The sequence below is a fragment of the Janthinobacterium kochi genome (assembly GCF_051380715.1).
Taxonomy (GTDB): domain Bacteria; phylum Pseudomonadota; class Gammaproteobacteria; order Burkholderiales; family Burkholderiaceae_D; genus Janthinobacterium.
In genome coordinates this window covers 40,821-58,399 of record NZ_JBNYXO010000002.1, presented here as the reverse complement: position 1 = coordinate 58,399, position 17,579 = coordinate 40,821, and the positions used below count along the sequence as shown (strand labels likewise).

The following is a 17,579-nucleotide window of genomic DNA, read 5'->3' as shown; positions in this document are numbered from 1 at the left end:
CTGCGCGCAAGGTGGGCGATATCGGACTGACCCTGCCGCGGCAGCCTGCACTGCCGCGCCACCTTCGACGCGCTGGTCGAATGTCTAGGCAATTACGTTGCCAGCCAACCGCTTACTTGACCACTTCCATCTTGGTTTTCTTGCCGTCCCGATAGGTGAACAAGGTCAGTGCGCCATCCTTGATGTCGCCGTTGGCATCGAACGAGATGGGGCCCGTCACGCCCTGGTACTTCACCTTCGCCAGGAAAGGCAAATACACGGACGGTTTCGACGATTTGGCGTCGGCCATGGCGGTGGCCATGGTCATCACGGCATCGTAGACGTAAGGCGCGTACAGCTGCACTTCCATATTGTATTTCTGCTTGTAGCGGGCGCGGAAATCGTCCATGCCTTTTTGCTGTGCGCCCGTCACGCCGCCCGCTTCCGCGCAGGTGACCATGTCTTCTCCCACGGCGTCGCCCGCCAGCTTGCCCAGCGGTTCCGTGCACAGGCCATCGCCGCCCATGAACTTGGCCTTGATGCCCAGCGCCTTCATCTGGCGCAGCATGGGTCCGCCCACGGAATCCATGCCGCCGAAAAAGATCAGGTCGGGATTTTTCGACTTGATGCTGGTCAGAATGGCATTGAAGTCGGTCGCGTTGGCATTCGTAAATTCCTTGCCGACGATTTGCACGCCTGGCGCCGCCTTCTTGGCGCCCTTGACGAACTGTTCCGCCACACCCTGGCCGTAAGCCGTGCGGTCATCGATGACGGCGATTTTCTTCGCTTGCAGCTTGCCCACGGCATACGCGCCCAGCGTTCCCCCCAGCTTGTTGTCATTGGCCACCACGCGGAAGGCCGTGTTGAATTTCTGCTGGGTATACGTCGGGTTGGTGGCAGCCGGCGAAATTTGCGGAATGCCGGCATTGAAATAAATGCGCGAGGCGGGAATCGTCGTGCCCGAGTTCAGGTGGCCGACCACGCCGTTGACCTTGGCGTCGACCAGCTTTTGCGCCACGGCCGTGCCCTGCTTGGGATCGGCTGCGTCATCTTCGGGCACCAGCACGAATTTGACGACTTTGCCATCGATCTTGAAGCCTTTGGCGTTCAAATCCTCGATGGCCATCTTGGCCGCGTTTTCATTATCCTTGCCCAGGTGGGAGCTGGCGCCAGAGACCGGGGCGACGTGGCCTATCTTGATGATTTCCTGTGCGCCCGCATGGCCGGCAAAGGCAAGGGCGAGGGCGAGCGGAAGGACTTTGGTCTTGAGCAGCATAAACATTCTCCAATGGATAAAGATACGGCGGCGTCTCGTGAAAACCGCTTCGACAGGCGGTACGTGTGAAGAAAGGTACAACAAAAAACAGGCGGCGCAAAGCCGCATTTCGGGCTTTTTGCATTTTGTCGCAACAATCACCAAAGTGAGGCGCGATGCACCGATTTCGCAGGCGCGAGCGCACCAAAGAATGGCGTTGGGAGGGGGAAGGGTGTAGGGGGAATGCTGGGGTCAGACCCGTCGGGTCTGACCCCGGATTTTTGCCGGTGGCTTAAATGGTGCCAACGGCAGACGTGCAGTTACTGCGCGGGTGGGTGCAAATGTCCCAGCTCGTGGCTCACCGCATGCGCCACGATCTGTTCCAGCGACTGCTGCAAATCCTCGCGCAATGCGCCGCGCATGCCGATCAGGGCGTTTTGCAGGGCTGTCTGCAGGACGTGGGCGATGCGCTCTTCCAGTAGATGGTCGATCTTGCCTTGCACCTGGTTCAGGATGCGCTGCGTCAGCCGCTGTTCGATGGCGTCCCAGTCGGGCTGCACTACGCTAGTCGGCAAGGCCGGCGTTGCCTCGACAGCAGGCTCGGCTGGGATGGCGGGCGCCACCTCAGCCACTTCCGGCCCCAGCAGCACCTCCGTCAGCAGGGGGATGCCCTGGTCGAATGGCTGTAGGCTCATGTCTTCCCGGCCACAAAGTGGGTCGGTTGCACGTCTTGCTGGCGGTAGTGCAGGAAGCGCTGGCGGCCCGCCTGCGCGTCTTGCTCATCCATGGAGACGATCTCGAACACGCGCTGGAACTGCGCGTAGTTGGCGGGCGGCTGCTGCGACAGGTTGACGAGGATGTCGTGGTGCGGCAGCTCGGCCGCTTCGTCATCGGTCAGGATGATGGGCGTTCGCGCGGCCAGCGGGTCGCCGGCCAGCACGTGTGGCAGGAAATCCGTGGCGGAAATGGTCCACATGGCACGGTTCAAGGCGTCGAGCTGGGCGCTGTCGGCCGTCAGCACGACGACCTTGTTGCCAGCCATGTACGCCTTGCGTGCCAGGCGGCAGGCGTAGGCCAGCTTGTCCGGCACGTTGCTGTGAAAATCGACGCGGCTCATGGCGAACTCAGGCTGCCATGCCGCTGTGGCGCAGCAGGGCGTCGATCGAAGGTTCGCGGCCGCGGAAGGCCGTGAACGATTCCAGCGCCGGGCGCGAGCCGCCGATGGACAGGATTTCTTGCAGGTAACGCTTGCCTGCCGCCGTGGTGGCGGCAGGCCCCAGCGCGCGGGCTTCTTCAAACGCTGCATAGGCGTCGGCGGACAACACCTCGGCCCATTTGTAGCTGTAGTAGCCTGCCGCGTAGCCGCCAGCAAAGATATGCCCAAAGGAATTCTGGAAGCGGTTGAACGGGGGCGGGATGATCAGCGCGAATTTGGCGCGCACGCCGTCGATCAGCTGCTGCACACTCTGGCCCGTGCTGGCATCGTAGTCATAGTGCAAGTGCATGTCGAGCAAGGAAAATTCCACCTGGCGCAGGGTTTGCAAGCCGGACTGGAAATTCTTGGCCGCCAGCATCTTGTCGTACAGCGCGCGCGGTAACGGCTCGCCCGTGACCGCATGCGCCGTCATGTGTTCGAGCACTTCCCATTCCCAGCAGAAGTTTTCCATGAATTGCGATGGCAGTTCCACGGCATCCCATTCGACGCCGGCAATGCCCGACACGCCAAGCTCGTCGACCACCGTCAGCATATGGTGCAGGCCGTGGCCGAATTCGTGGAACAGCGTGATCACTTCATCGTGCGTGAACAGGGCAGGCTGGGCTTGGCCAGCGACCACGGCCGGTTCCGTGAAATTGCAGGTCAGATAGGCGATCGGCGTTTGCACGTGTTGCGCATCGGCGCGGCGGCCGCGCGCGTCGTCCATCCAGGCGCCGCCGCTCTTGCCCGCGCGCGCATACAGGTCCAGGTAAAACTGGCCGACCAGCTGGCCGTCGCGCTCGATGCGGTAAAAGCGCACGTCAGGGTGCCAGACGGGCGCCGTATCCAGTTTGATCTCGACCGCAAACAGGTTCTGGATCTGGCGGAACAGGCCGTCGATCACCTTGTGTTCAGGGAAATACTGTTTGACTTCCTGGGCCGAGAACGCGTAGCGGCGTTCCTGCAGCTTTTCGGAGGCGTAAGGCACGTCCCACGCTTGCAGCTCGGCGATGCCCAATTCTTCCCGGGCGAATTGTTTCAGCTCGGCCAGGTCTTTCTCGGCGAACGGGCGCGCGCGTTTCGCCAGGTCTTCCAGGAAAGCGATGACTTGCGTGGGCGAGGTGGCCATTTTGGAGACCAGCGACACTTCGGCGAAATTGGCGTAGCCAAGCAGCTGTGCCTCTTCGTTGCGCAGCCTCAACAAGGTGACGATGTTGTGCGTGTTGTCCCAGTCCTCTTTTTTGCTGAAGACCTCGCCCTGGTCCGAGGCCTTGGTGGCGTTGGCGCGGTAGATGGTTTCGCGCAGCGCGCGATTGTCGGCAAACTGCAGGATCGGGTAATAAGAGGGGAAGTGCAGCGAGAACTCATAGCCTTGCTTGCCCGCTTTTTCGGCGGCGGCGCGCGCGGCGGCCTTCACGTCGTCGGGCAGGCCGGCCAGCTCGGCTTCATTGTCGACCAGCAACTTGTAGTCATTGGTAGCGTCGAGCACGTTTTCGGAAAAACGCGTCGAGACGGCCGCGTGTTCTTCCTGGATGGCGCCAAAGCGCTCTTTCTTGTCCTCTGGCAACTCGGCGCCGCCCAGGCGGAAGTCGCGCACGGCATTGTCGACGATGCGCCGGCGCGCCGGCGACAGGCTGGCGAAATCGGCGCGGGCCTGCAATTGCTTGTATTTGCCGAAGAGGATTTCGTTCTGGCCCAGCTCGGTCCAGAATTCCGTCACCTTGGGCTGGTTCGCATTGTAGGCGGCGCGCAGCTCGGGCGTATCGACCACGCTGTTCAAATGGTTCACGATGCTCCAGGCGCGGCCCAGGGTTTCGGCGATCTGGTCCTGCGGCGCGACGAAGTTTTCCCAGCTCACTTCTTCCATGGGCGCTTCCAGCTGCGCCACGGTGGCGCGCGCCTGGGCCAAAAGGGTATCGATGGCAGGCGTGACATGCTCGTGCGTGATCGCGTCGAAGCGTGGCAGTCCGGAAAAATCAAGCAGGGGATTGGTATTCATCGTCGGTTCCATATATTAATAGGGGCGGTCATGCCGCCCCGGTGTTGTTACACGCGTTCGGCAGCCTCGACCGTGTTCATGAGCAACATCGTGATCGTCATCGGACCCACGCCACCGGGCACGGGGGTAATGTGGGAGGCGACGTCTTTCACGCCGGCAAAATCCACATCGCCGCACAGCTTGCCGTCATCGTCGCGGTTCATGCCCACGTCGATGACGATGGCGCCCGGCTTGACCATGTCGGCCGTCAGGGTGTTGCGGCGGCCGACGGCGGCCACGACCACGTCCGCCTGTCGCGTGTACAGGCCCAGGTCCGGGGTCGCACTATGACAGATGGTGACGGTAGCGTTCGCTTGCAAGAGCAGCAGGGCCATCGGCTTGCCGACGGTGTTGCTGCGGCCAATGACGACGGCGTGCTTGCCGCGCAGGTCGACACCCGTGCTTTCGATCAGTTTCATGCAACCATACGGCGTGCACGGACGGAAGCCGGGCAAGCCCGTCATCAGTTCGCCGGCGCTCAGCACGGAATAACCATCGACGTCTTTCGTCGTGGAGATCGCTTCGATGACCTTGTGCGGGTTGATGTGCTTGGGCAAGGGCATTTGCACGAGGATGCCGTGAATGGCGGGGTCCGCGTTCAGGCTGGCGATGCGTGCCAGCAAGTCCGCTTCGGACAGGTCCGCTTCATATTTTTCCAGCACCGAGTGGAAACCCACGTCGCCGCACGCCTTGACCTTGTTGCGGACATACACCTGGCTGGCCGGGTCTTCGCCGACGAGTATCACGGCCAGGCCGGGCTGGGTGCCCTTGGCCGTGAGGGCGGCGGCGCGCGTGGCGATCTCGCTGCGCAGTTTTTGGGAGAGGGCGATTCCGTCGATCAGTTGTGCTGGCATGGTAGGGTGGCTGTGTGGGAGGGAAAGGACAGATTATAAAGCCGGGCGGCGCAAAGGGGCGGTTTTGGCTATGCAAAGGCGTAACAACAGCGGGCCAGAGACGCGAGCCTGAGAAAATGCCGATGGCGGCGTTGCGGCTCCTTGCCGTACTGGCGTACTGTCTGCGTCGCCGCGCCTTGCCCTCGACATTTTTCAGACCCGCCTGGCCCGGCATAAAAGCGGGCCAGAGACGCGAGCCTGAGAAAATGCCGATGGCGGCGTTGCGGCTCCTTGCCGTACTGGCGTACTGTCCGCGTCGCCGCGCCTTGCCCTCGACATTTTTCAGACCCGCTTGGCCCGGTATGCCTGTGCGGACGACTGGGGTTTTAATTCGGTTTGCTGATGTGCTCGTAGAGCAGGGGCGGCCAGGGCATGCAAGTTTTCCGGTTTCGGCGCTATTTGCTACTTTGCTCACCCTAATTTCCGGGCAGAATTTGCGGCAGTGCAGCATAAATTCCATAGGGTAATTTCACAATGCGAAATGCCATATCGTAATTTGAAAAATACCAAATACGCTGTTAGAATCCCCACACTAAACCGACTTAATAGTAAATAATCAGCGAAATACCGTCCGACAGCGATCCGGAAAATCGGGGTGGGGCGTTCACAAAGGAGACTCAACAGATGTCAGCTCAACTGAACCAGGTAACGACACAGATCGGCACCGACCCGGATATGCAGGAAACCAAGGAGTGGCTGGACGCGCTCGAAGCCGTGCTGGAAAATGAAGGTCCGGAACGCGCGCATTACCTGATGGAGCGCATGGTTGACCTGGCCCGCCGCCGTGGCGCCCACATCCCGTTCTCCAGCACCACCGCCTACGTCAATACCATCCCCACCAAGCAAGAAGCACACTGTCCCGGCAACCTGGAATACGAAGAGCGCCTGCGCTCGTGGATGCGCTGGAACGCCATGGCCATGGTGGTCAAGGCCAACCGCGCCGACGGCGACCTGGGCGGTCACTTGTCCTCGTTCGCTTCGCTGGCGAACATGCTGGGTATCGGTTTCAACCACTTCTGGCACGCGCCAACGGCCGACCACGGCGGCGACCTGCTGTACATCCAGGGCCACTCCTCGCCCGGCGTCTACGCGCGCGCCTTCCTCGAAGGCCGTTTGACGGAAGAGCAAATGCTGAACTTCCGCAAGGAAGTCGACGGCAAGGGCCTGTCTTCGTACCCGCATCCAAAATTGATGCCTGACTTCTGGCAGTTCCCTACCGTGTCGATGGGCCTGGGCCCGCACATGGCGATCTACCAGGCGCGCTTCCTGAAATACCTGCACGCACGCGGCATCGCCAAGACCGACAACCGCAAGATCTGGGCCTTCTGCGGCGATGGCGAGATGGACGAGCCGGAATCGCTGGGCGCGATCGGCCTGGCCGCACGCGACATGCTCGACAACCTGGTCATCGTGGTCAACTGCAACCTGCAGCGCCTGGATGGCCCGGTGCGCGGCAACACCAAGATCATCCAGGAACTGGAAGGCGAATTCCGCGGCGCCGGCTGGAACGTCGTCAAGGTCATCTGGGGTCCGGGCTGGGACGCCCTGCTGGCGCAAGATAAAGAAGGCATCCTGCAGCGCGTGATGATGGAAACCGTCGACGGCGAGTACCAGAACTACAAAGCGAAAGACGGCGCCTACGTGCGCAAGCATTTCTTCGGCAAGCATCCGAAGTTGCTGGAAATGGTTGCCAACATGACGGACGACGACATCTGGCGTCTGACCCGTGGCGGCCACGATCCGCACAAGATCTACGCGGCCTTCAAGATCGCCCAGGAACACAAGGGCCAGCCGACCGTCCTGCTGGTGAAAACCATCAAGGGCTACGGCATGGGCAAGTCCGGCGAAGCGCGCAACACGGCGCACCAGACGAAAAAACTCGACGACGAAGCCATCCGCGAAATGCGCGACCGCTTCTCGCTGCCTATCCCTGACGACAAGCTGGCCGACATCCCGTTCTTCAAGCCTGCCGACGATGCGCCGGAAATGGTCTACCTGCACGAGCGGCGCAAGGCCCTGGGCGGCTACCTGCCGCAGCGCCGCCAGAAGTCGGAAGAAACCCTGCCTGTGCCTGGCCTGGACGCGTTCAAGAACGTGCTCGAAGCCACGCCTGAAGGCCGCGAAATCTCGACCACGCAAGCGTTCGTGCGCGTCATTTCGACCCTGCTGAAAGACCCGAACCTGGGCCAGCGCGTGGTGCCTATCCTGGTCGATGAATCGCGTACCTTCGGCATGGAGGGCCTGTTCCGCCAGATCGGCATCTACAACCCGAAAGGCCAGTTGTACGAGCCGGTCGACAAAGACCAGGTCATGTACTACCGCGAAGACAAGGCCGGCCAGATCCTGCAAGAGGGCATCAACGAAGCGGGCGGCATGAGCTCGTGGATCGCCGCGGCGACGTCGTACTCGACCAACGACCGCATCATGATCCCGTTCTACACCTTCTACTCGATGTTCGGCTTCCAGCGCATCGGTGACCAAGTGTGGGCTTCGGCCGACATGCGCGCCCGCGGCTTCCTGATGGGCGGCACGGCCGGCCGTACGACCCTGAACGGCGAAGGCTTGCAGCACGAAGATGGCCACAGCCATATCTTCGCCGCGACCATCCCGACCTGCATGCCGTACGATCCGACCTTCAGCCATGAAGTCGCCGTCATCATCCAGGATGGCCTGCGCCGCATGATCGCCAACCAGGAAGATGTGTTCTACTACATCACGATCATGAACGAGAACTACGCCCAGCCAGGCATCAAGCCAGGCCAGGAAGAAGGCATCCTGAAAGGCATGTACAAGCTGCAGGAAGGCCCGGCTGACGCCAAGCTGCGCGTACAGCTGATCGGCTGCGGCACCATCCTGCGCGAATCGATCTTCGCTGCCGAACTGTTGCAAAACGACTGGGGCGTGGCTGCGGACGTGTGGTCGGCGCCGTCGCTGACCCTGGTGGCCCGCGATGGCCAGGATGCGGAACGCTGGAACATGGTCAACCCGTCGAAACAGCAGCGCGTGCCTTATGTGACGTCGCTGATGCAGGACACGGACGGCCCGATCGTCGCCACGACCGACTACATGCGCGCGTTTGCAGAACAGATCCGCGCCTTCATGCCGAAGGGCCGCACCTACAAAGTGTTGGGCACCGATGGCTTTGGCCGCTCGGACAGCCGCGCCAAGCTGCGCGAGTTCTTCGAAGTGAACCGTTATTATGTCACCGTGGCCGCGCTCAAATCGCTGGCTGACGAAGGCAAGATCGACGTGTCGGTGGTGGAGCAGGCGATTGCCAAGTACGGCATCGACGCGAACAAACCGAATCCGGTGACCCAGTAATCGTTGTGCGGACCCGATGATGCCAGGGCGGTGCGAAAGTGCCGCCCTGGCGTGTGTGCGGGTCCATCTGACAAATAAATAACGGAGCAAGCTATGAGCATTGTGGAAGTCAAAGTCCCGGATATCGGCGATTTCAAGGAAGTCGAGATCATTGAACTGATGGTCAAGCCGGGCGACACGGTCAAGGTTGACCAGTCCCTGATCACGGTCGAATCGGACAAGGCCAGCATGGAAATTCCATCGAGCCACGCCGGTGTCGTCAAGGAATTGAAAGTCAACGTGGGCGACAAGATCGCCGAAGGTTCGCTGGTGCTGCTGCTGGAAGTGGCGGATGACGCGTCCGCTCCGGCACCTGCCGCCGCTGCTGCTCCAATAGCAGCACCTGCCGCTGAAGCAGCCCCCGCTGCTGCCGCGGCAGCGCCTGTCGCCGCACCCGCTGCCGCTGGCGGTCTGGTTGAAGTGACCGTGCCCGATATCGGCGACTTCAAGGAAGTCGAAGTCATCGAACTGATGGTCAAGGTGGGCGATACGATCAAGGTCGACCAGTCGCTGCTGACGGTCGAATCGGATAAGGCCAGCATGGAAATTCCATCGAGCCACGCCGGTATCGTCAAGGAATTGAAAGTCAAGGTCGGCGACAAGGTCGCCAAGGGTAGTCTGGTGCTGGTCGTGGAAACGACCGGCGCCGCTCCTGCTGCCCCTGCCGCTGCTGCACCAGCCGCCGCTCCTGCATCGGTCGCGCAAGCTGCTGCCGCGCCAAGCGCCGCCGTCGCTTCGGCACCGGTCGCCGCTGCTGCCCCTGCCGCCGCACCTGCCGCAAATGGCAAGCTGGCGCACGCCTCGCCATCGATCCGCAAGTTCGCGCGCGAACTGGGCGTGGACCTGGCCAGCGTGGGCGGTTCCGGTCCGAAGGGCCGCATCACCCAGGAAGACGTGCAGAACTTCATCAAGGGCGTGATGTCGGGCGCTGTTGCCGCACCAGGTGCTGCCAATGCGGCCCCTGTCGCCAAGGCCGGTTCCGGCGTGGGCCTGGATCTGCTGCCATGGCCGTCGCTGGACTTCAGCAAGTTCGGCACCACCGAACTGCTGCCGCTGTCGCGCATCAAGAAAATCTCGGGTCCGAATTTGCACCGCAACTGGGTCATGATCCCGCACGTCACGCAGTTTGACGAAGCGGATGTGACGGACCTGGAAGCGTTCCGCGTCGACACCAATGCCGCCAATGCGAAGAACAAGGATGCGGCCAAGCTGACCATGCTGGCATTCGTCATCAAGGCCTCCGTCGCCGCGCTGAAGAAATTCCCCGCGTTTAACGCCTCGCTCGACGCCAAGGGCGAAAACCTGATCCTCAAGCAGTACTACAACATCGGCTTCGCGGCCGACACGCCGAACGGCCTGGTGGTCCCAGTGATCAAGGGCGCGGACCAGAAGTCGGTCTCGCAGATCGCCCGCGAAATGACGGAACTGTCGCTGCAGGCGCGCGAAGGCAAACTGAAACCGGCCGACATGCAGGGCGCCAGCTTCACGATTTCGTCCCTGGGCGGCATCGGCGGCACGCACTTCACGCCTATCGTCAATGCGCCGGAAGTGGCGATCCTGGGTCTGTCGAAAGCCTCGATCAAGCCGGTATGGGATGGCAAGGCCTTCCAGCCGCGTCTGATGATGGGCACCTCGCTGTCCTACGACCACCGCGTGGTCGATGGTGCGATGGGCGCGCGATTCTCCGTGTACCTCGGCGAAGTCCTGGCCGACATGCGCAAAATTCTGCTGTAAGGAGCGATTGATGAGCACAGTAGAGGTAAAAGTACCGAATATCGGCGACTTCAAGGAAGTCGAAGTCATCGAACTGATGGTCAAGGTAGGCGACACCATCAAGGTGGACCAGTCGCTGATCACGGTCGAATCGGACAAGGCCAGCATGGAGATTCCGTCGACCCACGCGGGCGTCGTCAAGGAAATCAAGGTCAAGGTCGGCGACAAGATCGCCGAAGGCAGCGCGCTGCTGGTGGTGGAAGCGGCTGAAGGCGCGGCGGCTGCTGCCCCAGTGGCTGCCGTTGCGCCAGCTCCAGCGGCGGCAGCTCCGGCTGCAGCACCGGCGGCAGCTGTCGCCGCCATCCCGGCCGGCAATTACAGCGGCCAGGTCGACATCGATGTCGACATGATGGTGTTGGGCGGCGGTCCTGGCGGTTATTCGGCGGCGTTCCGCGCGGCCGACCTGGGCCTGAGCACCGTGATCGTCGAGCGCTACGCCACCCTGGGCGGCGTGTGCCTGAACGTGGGCTGCATCCCGTCGAAGGCGCTGCTGCATGTCGCTTCCGTCATCGATGAAACGGCGCACATGTCCAACACGGGCGTGACGTTTGCCAAGCCGAGCATCGATATCGACCAGGTACGCAAGTACAAGGAAGGCGTCATCTCGAACATGACCGGCGGCCTGGCCGGCATGGCCAAGGCGCGCAAGACGCAAGTGGTGACGGGCGTGGGCCAGTTCCTCAGCGCCAACCATATCGAAGTGACGGCAGGCGACGGCTCCAAAAAAGTCGTGCAGTTCAAGCAAGCCATCATCGCCGCCGGTTCGTCCGTGGTGAAGCTGCCCTTCGTGCCGGAAGACCCGCGCATCGTCGATTCGACGGGCGCGCTGGAATTGCGCCAGATCCCGAAACGCATGCTGGTCATCGGCGGCGGCATCATCGGCCTGGAAATGGCCACTGTGTACTCCACCTTCGGCGCGCGCATCGACGTGGTTGAAATGATGGATGGCCTGATGCAGGGCGCTGACCGCGATGCGGTCAAGGTGTGGCAGAAGTTCAATGAAAAACGCTTCGACAACATCATGACCAAGACCAAGACGGTGGCCGTCGAGGCGTTGCCGGAAGGCATTAAGGTCACGTTTGAAGCAGCTGAAGCGGGCGCCACGGCGCCAGTGCCGCAGATCTATGACCTGGTGCTCGTCGCCGTGGGCCGCAGCCCGAACGGCAAGAAGATTGCCGCCGACCAGGCCGGCGTGAACGTCACGGACCGAGGCTTTATCGAAGTCGACAGCCAGATGCGCACCAATGTGCCGAACATCTTCGCCATCGGCGATTTGGTCGGCCAGCCGATGCTGGCGCACAAGGCCGTGCATGAAGCCCACGTGGCAGCGGAAGCTGCCGCCGGCCAGAAGTCGCATTTCGACGTCAAGGTGATTCCATCGGTCGCCTACACGGACCCGGAAGTGGCATGGGCCGGCATCACGGAAGACGAAGCGAAAGCCAAGGGCATCAAGGTCGAGAAGGGCCACTTCCCGTGGGCCGCTTCCGGCCGCGCCGTGGCCAACGGCCGCGCCGAAGGCTTCACCAAGCTGCTGTTCGATGCGGAAACGCACCGCATCATCGGCGGCACCATCGTCGGCACGCATGCGGGCGACATGATAGGCGAAATCGCGCTGGCCATCGAAATGGGCTGCGACGGCACCGACATCGGCAAGACCATCCACCCGCACCCGACGCTGGGTGAATCGATTGGTATGGCGGCCGAAGTGTACGAAGGCGTGTGCACGGACTTGCCGCCACCGCGCAAGCGCTGATAAAGAATTAACTTTCAGTACAAAAACCCGGGACGTTTTCCCGGGTTTTTTTATATCCCTTGATCTTGGCAGCGTAAACCTCAGACGGGCTGTGGCGAATCCGCCCGATGTGAAAATTGGTGAGTATTTCCGTATGGAAAAAGTGGCAGAATGAGGGTCTGTCACCATGTTTTGCTTTTGCTTTAATAGCAGCGAGTGATTTTTCCAGGAATGTTGCCAGTGTGTGGGGCGGTCAAGTTCTGCTGTACCAAGAGCCTGTCCCAATAGATGAATACATCCCCTGCCGGCGCCCCTGAGAAGCGGGGACTGCGTTGATCGTCATCGCGTGGCTTGCCACGCGTCCTCCTCACGCCTTGTTCGCGCTCTTGATGAACTACCAGCAGAAGACGCTCCCTACTGGGATAGGCCCTAAGAAAGTAGTGCAACAATGAAAAAGTTTACCGCCCTTCATATTGCCGATGTTCGTTTGCGTCGGGCTGATGAGCAAGAGCAAGCCTTGATGCTGCATGCCTTGTGCCAGGATGTGGCCGCTATCCTGGCGGCGGGCAAGCAGATCGATGCGATTTTCTTCACGGGCCAGCTGGTGGCGCCCGACGCCTGTGCCGGCACGACCCCCGTGTATGTCTACGAATACTTCCTGCGCCCCCTGCTGCAGGCGGCCAGCTTGCCCGGCGCGCGTTACTACCTGGTGCCGGGCAGCCGACAGCAGGGTGTCGCCGCGGCGGCGCTGGGCAGTGCGGGCTTCAGTTTTTTCTCCGCCGATGAGCACGCCAGCGCCGAGCAGCGCGCACACTACAAGAATATCCACGCCGTGTTTCACGGCCACCAGCATACGGGTGATGCCAGTTCACTGATGAAGTCGCTAGGCATCCTGTTCAAGAGCAATCCCGGCAGCCTGTACGGTGCGCATGGCCAGATGGCGGCGTATTCCGTGCTCGAGTTCGGCACGGGCGGGGCCGATGGCGACGCGCCAGGCACGCAGTGGAAGGTCTCCCTGCGCGAGTTCGACGACGTGAGCAAGAACTTCGCCCTGTCGGTACTGTACACGCCGAATTGCCAGGAAACGGGGCAGATGGATGCCGAGCATGTGTTTGCCACCTTGCTGCCGCAGCTGGCAGGCGAACGCGCCTATTTCGATGGCTTGCTGGGCAAGGCGGGCGCGCAGCAGCGTGAGGACGCTGGCGTGGCCGCCGATGCGCGCGAATTCCTGATCGAGCTGGCGTTCGTGATGTTCGAAGCCAAGATCCTGTTTCTCGGCGAAGCCGAACTGCAGCGTTTTGCCAGCGACTATTGCGGCGTGAAGGGCTGGAACATGGCGGCAAGGGACTGGCTGGCGCCGCTGTATGCGCATGGCTTGCTGCTGCTGGTCGATGGCCAGGTGGCGTTTTCCTTCGATTACTTCCGCACCTACTTCCTGGCGCAGCGCTTTGAAACTTCGTTCGACCTGATGCGCTATGGCCCGGAACGCCATGATGGAAGTGAGTCTTCACTTAGTCTTGATGGCACGTCAGCGGCCCAGCCTTTCCTGCGTGCGCTGGGCTTGAGCGATGAGCGTGCCGCAGCGGTGATGCAGGAAGAGGGCGACCGCCCCGGCTGACCTCTGTTGCCAGCCTTTCCGCGTCAGTTCGCGAGCGGCTGGCGCAAGGTGCCGCGCAAGAACAGGTCCAGGCTGAGCGCTACCTTGGTGCGCAATTGCGCCATATCCGGTTGCGTCTGCGGCGGAAACAGCAGGCGCGACATCTGATCTCCCAGCAGGCAATTGAGCAGGTGTAGCGCCAGGATGGAGGGCGTCAACTCCGCGCGAAACAGCGGCGCGATGTCGGGACGGCTGAAAAACTTGGTCAGCATCTCGCGCGTCTGTCCCGGTCCCACCTTGTAAAACGTTTCCGCCAGTTCCGGGTGCGTGGCCGCTTCGGCCACCACCATGCGATTCAGGCGGATCGCCGCCGGCATGGTAACGAGCTGCACGAACAGCAGGCCGAATTCGCCCAGGATGGTTGGCAGGGGCCGCATATCCGTTTCCAGCGCCGGCATGGTCGAAAAATAGGCGGCGCGGCGCAATTCCACCACGGCATTGAACAAGCCAGACTTGCCGCCAAACTTTACATAAATCGTGCGCACGGCCACATGGGCTTCGCGGGCGATCATTTCCAGGCTCACCTTCCCATATCCCTTTTCCAGAAACAGGCAGCCGGCCGTGTGCAGCAGGTTTTCCATGCGCGCCTCCATGTCGGCCGCGCGCGGACGCCCGGCTGGCTTGCCGCAGCAGGAAAGCTCGTGGGCGGCGTCGGATTCTGTATCGGTGGGCAAGGTATCGCTGAGGCCGGGATCGGACATGGTCTGGGTCTCTTTATAAGGTGGAAGGTAAGTGATGGCTCACACTGTAGTGTAAATTAAAATGAAATGCAATCGTTTCATTTCTTGACTTTGGTTTTTCTTTGCCCAATAATGAACCTATATCATTTCATTTTCGGAGCGAGTATGTCCAACCAGCCAGGCCAAGCAGAGCACAAGGTGCTGAGCGCCGTCCCACCCGCGGCCCCGGCCGCACCTTCCGCGCCCGCCGCTTCCGCCAGCTCCGCAGCACCGAATAACCGCGTGAAAATCATCGCCGGCCTGATCGTCCTCGTCGCGCTGGGCGCCGGCGCGCGCATGTGGTACCGCAGCCACTATTTCGTGGAAACGGAAAACGCCTATGTGTCCGGCCACGTGCACCCTGTCTCGGCGCGCATTTCCGGCGTCGTCACCAAGGTTTTCATCGACGACAATCAAATGGTGAAAGAGGGCGATGTGATCGCTGAACTCGACCCGTTCGATCAGCGCGTGAAAACCGAGCAGATCGCCGCGCAGATCGCCAGCGCCGAGCAGCAAGTGCTGCAAGCGGACGCGCAGATCGCGCAAGTGCAGGCGCAAGCGAGCGCCGCCCAGGCGCAAGTGGCGCAAGCCGATGCGCAATTGCTGCGCGCGAAACAGGATGCGGAGCGCTATGGCCAGCTGTACACGAGCCAGATGAAAGCCGTCTCGAAAGCGGAACTGGACGCGGCCAACGCGGCCCGCTCGAGCGCCGTGGCCGACTTGGCCGCCCGCCGCGACAGCGCCTCGGCCGCCAAGGCGCAGATTGGTGCGGCGCAAGCTGCGCGCGACGTGGCCAAGGCGCAAGTGGCCGTGTTGCGCGTGCAATTGAAGGACGCGGAACAGCAACTGCAATACAACCGCGTCCTGGCCCCCGTCGCCGGCCGCATCGGCAAGCGCAATGTGGAAACGGGCATGCGCGTGCAGCCTGGCCAGCAATTGACGGCCATCGTGCAGGATAACGTCTGGGTCAGCGCCAACTTCAAGGAAACCCAATTGGCCGACCTGCACCGGGGCCAGAGCGTGCACGTGACCATCGACGCCATGCCGGGCAAGAAACTGGTAGGTACCGTGGACAGCTTTGCGCCTGCCTCGGGCGCGCAGTTCGCGCTGCTGCCTGCCGATAACGCCACCGGCAACTTCACCAAGATCGTCCAGCGCGTGCCCGTGAAAATCGTCTTCCAGCCGGCAGACATCAAGGCCATGAATGGTCGCCTGGTGCCGGGCATGTCGGTGATCGCCGAAGTGGAAGTGAACCAGCCCAATGCGGATCAGGAGAAGGACGCGCGCCACGCCGCAGCTCCTGCCGCTCCTGCCGCCCAGACCAGCACCCGCTAAGCTTCCATGAGCAGCCCCTCCACCACGCTGGCGAAGCCGCCAGCGTTTCCCGTGATCGACGAGAAAGTCTCCGGGCGCACCTGGCTGGCGGTCGCCGCCGGCATGCTGGGCGCCTTCATGGCGGTGCTCGACATCCAGATCACCAATTCCTCGCTCAAGGATATCCTTGGCTCGCTGTCGGCCACCCAGGAAGAGGGCTCGTGGATTTCCACGGCCTACCTGGTGGCCGAAATCATCGTCATTCCCCTCACCGCGCTGCTGGCGCGCGTGTTCGGACTGCGCACCTACATGATCGGCACCACCGCTTTCTTCCTGCTGTTCTCCACCCTGTGCGGGGCGGCGTGGAACCTGGAAAGCATGATCGTCTTCCGCATGTTGCAAGGATTTACGGGCGGTGCGCTGATTCCCATGGCGTTCACCCTGGTAATGCTCAAGCTGCCGGCGTCGAAACGCGCCGTCGGCATGGCCATCTTCGGTCTGACGGCCACCCTGGCGCCGGCCATGGGGCCGACCCTGGGCGGCTATCTCTCCGAGCTGTATGGCTGGCCTTCGATCTTCTACATCAACTGGGTGCCGGGCGTGCTGCTGATCGCCGGCATGATCTATGGCCTGGACAAGGAGCCGCTGCAACTGAAGCTGTTCTGGAAGGCCGACTGGCTGGGCATCTTCTTCATGGCCCTGGGCCTGGGCTGCCTGACCATCTTCCTGGAAGAGGGCAATTCGAAGGACTGGTTCGACTCCGGTTTCATCATCGCCTTTGCCGCGCTGGCCCTGACAGGCATTCTGGGCTGGGTCGTCACCAGCACCACGCGCGCCGAACCGTTCGTCAACCTGGCTTTGTACGGTCAGCGCAATTTTCTGGTCGCCACCGTGCTGTCGGCCGTGACGGGCATGGGCCTGTATGGCTCGGCCTTTTTGCTGCCCCTGTTCCTGGGCCAGATCGCCGGCTATTCGCCGATGCAGATCGGTGAAGTCATCATGTGGGTGGGCTTGCCGCAGCTGTTCATCATGCCGTTTGTCGCCAAGCTGTCATCCGTGGTGGATAACCGCATCCTGTGTTCGATCGGCCTGCTGCTATTTGGCGGCTCGTGCATGATGAATGCCTACATGGATGCGTCCACCGGCTACGACCAGCTGCTGTGGTCGCAGGTGGTGCGCGCGCTGGGCCAGCCCTTCGTCATGCTGACCCTGTCGAACTTTGCCATGAAGGGCATCGCGCCGAAGGACATGGCGTCCGCATCGAGCCTGTTCAACATGACGCGCAACCTGGGCGGCTCCATCGGCATCGCCCTGCTGGCCACGGCCCTGAGCACCCGCGAGCACTTCCACTCGCAGCGCCTGGGTGAAGCGATCAATGCGTATTCCAGCGCCACGCAGCTGCGCATCGACCAGCTGACGTCGTCGTTCATGGCCAAGGGCTATGACGCCGTCACGGCAGGCAACCAGGCCTTGCAGGCGATCGACGGCATCGTGCGCCGCGAAGCGTATGTGATGGCCTACAACGATGGCTTCTTCCTGATCGGCGCCATCCTGCTGGCCTGCATCGTGCCCCTGTGGCTGGCCGACAAACTCAAAGCTCCCGGTGGCGGTGGCGGCGGTCATTGACCGCGCACAGCCCGCACGTGCAGCACCTCAAGAACAAG

The 17,579-nt window shown here is 61.9% G+C and carries 12 protein-coding genes; 6 read left to right on the top strand and 6 right to left on the bottom strand.

Annotated elements, in window-relative coordinates; all coding sequences use genetic code 11:
* Positions 1 to 112 precede the first annotated feature (112 nt).
* The 5 genes from ACQ4WL_RS04660 to folD all read right to left on the bottom strand — a co-directional run bounded on the left by ACQ4WL_RS04660 (position 113) and on the right by folD (position 5,321).
* On the bottom strand, positions 113 to 1,255 hold the full coding sequence (locus ACQ4WL_RS04660; protein ID WP_436508407.1) for a branched-chain amino acid ABC transporter substrate-binding protein: 1,143 nt from the start codon (positions 1,253 to 1,255) through the stop codon (positions 113 to 115).
* A gap of 299 nt (positions 1,256 to 1,554) precedes the next feature.
* On the bottom strand, positions 1,555 to 1,929 hold the full coding sequence (locus ACQ4WL_RS04655) for a DUF2486 family protein (protein ID WP_436508406.1): 375 nt from the start codon (positions 1,927 to 1,929) through the stop codon (positions 1,555 to 1,557).
* Entirely contained in the window at positions 1,926 to 2,351 is a 426-nt protein-coding gene (locus ACQ4WL_RS04650; RefSeq protein ID WP_436508405.1) for a DNA polymerase III subunit chi, read from the bottom strand. The genes ACQ4WL_RS04655 and ACQ4WL_RS04650 overlap by 4 nt, the downstream gene beginning before the upstream one ends.
* Before the next feature lie 7 nt (positions 2,352 to 2,358).
* Complete coding sequence (locus ACQ4WL_RS04645; protein ID WP_436508404.1) at positions 2,359 to 4,428, bottom strand: M3 family metallopeptidase; 2,070 nt, start codon at positions 4,426 to 4,428, stop codon at positions 2,359 to 2,361.
* Between the two features lie 47 nt (positions 4,429 to 4,475).
* On the bottom strand, positions 4,476 to 5,321 hold the full coding sequence (gene folD / locus ACQ4WL_RS04640) for a bifunctional methylenetetrahydrofolate dehydrogenase/methenyltetrahydrofolate cyclohydrolase FolD (RefSeq protein ID WP_436508403.1): 846 nt from the start codon (positions 5,319 to 5,321) through the stop codon (positions 4,476 to 4,478).
* A 663-nt stretch (positions 5,322 to 5,984) separates the two neighbouring features.
* Between folD and aceE the strand changes: the two genes are divergently transcribed.
* From aceE to ACQ4WL_RS04620, 4 genes are all read left to right on the top strand, one after another.
* Entirely contained in the window at positions 5,985 to 8,681 is a 2,697-nt protein-coding gene (gene aceE / locus ACQ4WL_RS04635) for a pyruvate dehydrogenase (acetyl-transferring), homodimeric type (protein ID WP_436508402.1), read from the top strand.
* 93 nt (positions 8,682 to 8,774) lie between these two features.
* Positions 8,775 to 10,454, top strand: coding sequence for a dihydrolipoyllysine-residue acetyltransferase (gene aceF, locus ACQ4WL_RS04630; protein WP_436508401.1), 1,680 nt, complete (start codon positions 8,775 to 8,777; stop codon positions 10,452 to 10,454).
* A 10-nt stretch (positions 10,455 to 10,464) separates the two neighbouring features.
* Positions 10,465 to 12,246 carry a dihydrolipoyl dehydrogenase gene (gene lpdA / locus ACQ4WL_RS04625; protein ID WP_436508400.1) on the top strand — a complete coding sequence of 594 codons (1,782 nt, stop codon included), beginning with the start codon at positions 10,465 to 10,467 and terminating at the stop codon, positions 12,244 to 12,246.
* Between the two features lie 427 nt (positions 12,247 to 12,673).
* Positions 12,674 to 13,843, top strand: a complete 1,170-nt coding sequence (locus tag ACQ4WL_RS04620; protein ID WP_436508399.1) for a hypothetical protein — start codon at positions 12,674 to 12,676, stop codon at positions 13,841 to 13,843.
* Positions 13,844 to 13,866: 23 nt separating this feature from the next.
* On the opposite strand, the gene ACQ4WL_RS04615 is transcribed toward ACQ4WL_RS04620, so the two are convergent.
* Positions 13,867 to 14,583 (bottom strand): TetR/AcrR family transcriptional regulator, encoded by a 717-nt coding sequence (locus tag ACQ4WL_RS04615; protein ID WP_436508398.1) that lies wholly within the window; start codon positions 14,581 to 14,583, stop codon positions 13,867 to 13,869.
* A gap of 144 nt (positions 14,584 to 14,727) precedes the next feature.
* On the opposite strand from ACQ4WL_RS04615, the gene ACQ4WL_RS04610 reads away from it, so the two are divergent.
* Both ACQ4WL_RS04610 and ACQ4WL_RS04605 read left to right on the top strand, forming a co-directional pair.
* Positions 14,728 to 15,936, top strand: a complete 1,209-nt coding sequence (locus ACQ4WL_RS04610; protein ID WP_436508397.1) for an HlyD family secretion protein — start codon at positions 14,728 to 14,730, stop codon at positions 15,934 to 15,936.
* Between the two features lie 6 nt (positions 15,937 to 15,942).
* Positions 15,943 to 17,541 (top strand): DHA2 family efflux MFS transporter permease subunit, encoded by a 1,599-nt coding sequence (locus ACQ4WL_RS04605; RefSeq protein WP_436508396.1) that lies wholly within the window; start codon positions 15,943 to 15,945, stop codon positions 17,539 to 17,541.
* The last annotated feature ends 38 nt before the right edge of the window (positions 17,542 to 17,579 follow it).

Excerpts from the sequence above, each read along its gene's own strand:
- ACQ4WL_RS04660 (WP_436508407.1), bottom strand. The coding sequence starts at position 1,255 with ATGCTGCTCAAGACCAAAGTCCTTCCGCTCGCCCTCGCCCTTGCCTTT.
- ACQ4WL_RS04655 (WP_436508406.1), bottom strand. The coding sequence starts at position 1,929 with ATGAGCCTACAGCCATTCGACCAGGGCATCCCCCTGCTGACGGAGGTG.
- ACQ4WL_RS04650 (WP_436508405.1), bottom strand. The coding sequence starts at position 2,351 with ATGAGCCGCGTCGATTTTCACAGCAACGTGCCGGACAAGCTGGCCTAC.
- ACQ4WL_RS04645 (WP_436508404.1), bottom strand. The coding sequence starts at position 4,428 with ATGAATACCAATCCCCTGCTTGATTTTTCCGGACTGCCACGCTTCGAC.
- folD (WP_436508403.1), bottom strand. The coding sequence starts at position 5,321 with ATGCCAGCACAACTGATCGACGGAATCGCCCTCTCCCAAAAACTGCGC.
- aceE (WP_436508402.1), top strand. The coding sequence starts at position 5,985 with ATGTCAGCTCAACTGAACCAGGTAACGACACAGATCGGCACCGACCCG.
- aceF (WP_436508401.1), top strand. The coding sequence starts at position 8,775 with ATGAGCATTGTGGAAGTCAAAGTCCCGGATATCGGCGATTTCAAGGAA.
- lpdA (WP_436508400.1), top strand. The coding sequence starts at position 10,465 with ATGAGCACAGTAGAGGTAAAAGTACCGAATATCGGCGACTTCAAGGAA.
- ACQ4WL_RS04620 (WP_436508399.1), top strand. The coding sequence starts at position 12,674 with ATGAAAAAGTTTACCGCCCTTCATATTGCCGATGTTCGTTTGCGTCGG.
- ACQ4WL_RS04615 (WP_436508398.1), bottom strand. The coding sequence starts at position 14,583 with ATGTCCGATCCCGGCCTCAGCGATACCTTGCCCACCGATACAGAATCC.
- ACQ4WL_RS04610 (WP_436508397.1), top strand. The coding sequence starts at position 14,728 with ATGTCCAACCAGCCAGGCCAAGCAGAGCACAAGGTGCTGAGCGCCGTC.
- ACQ4WL_RS04605 (WP_436508396.1), top strand. The coding sequence starts at position 15,943 with ATGAGCAGCCCCTCCACCACGCTGGCGAAGCCGCCAGCGTTTCCCGTG.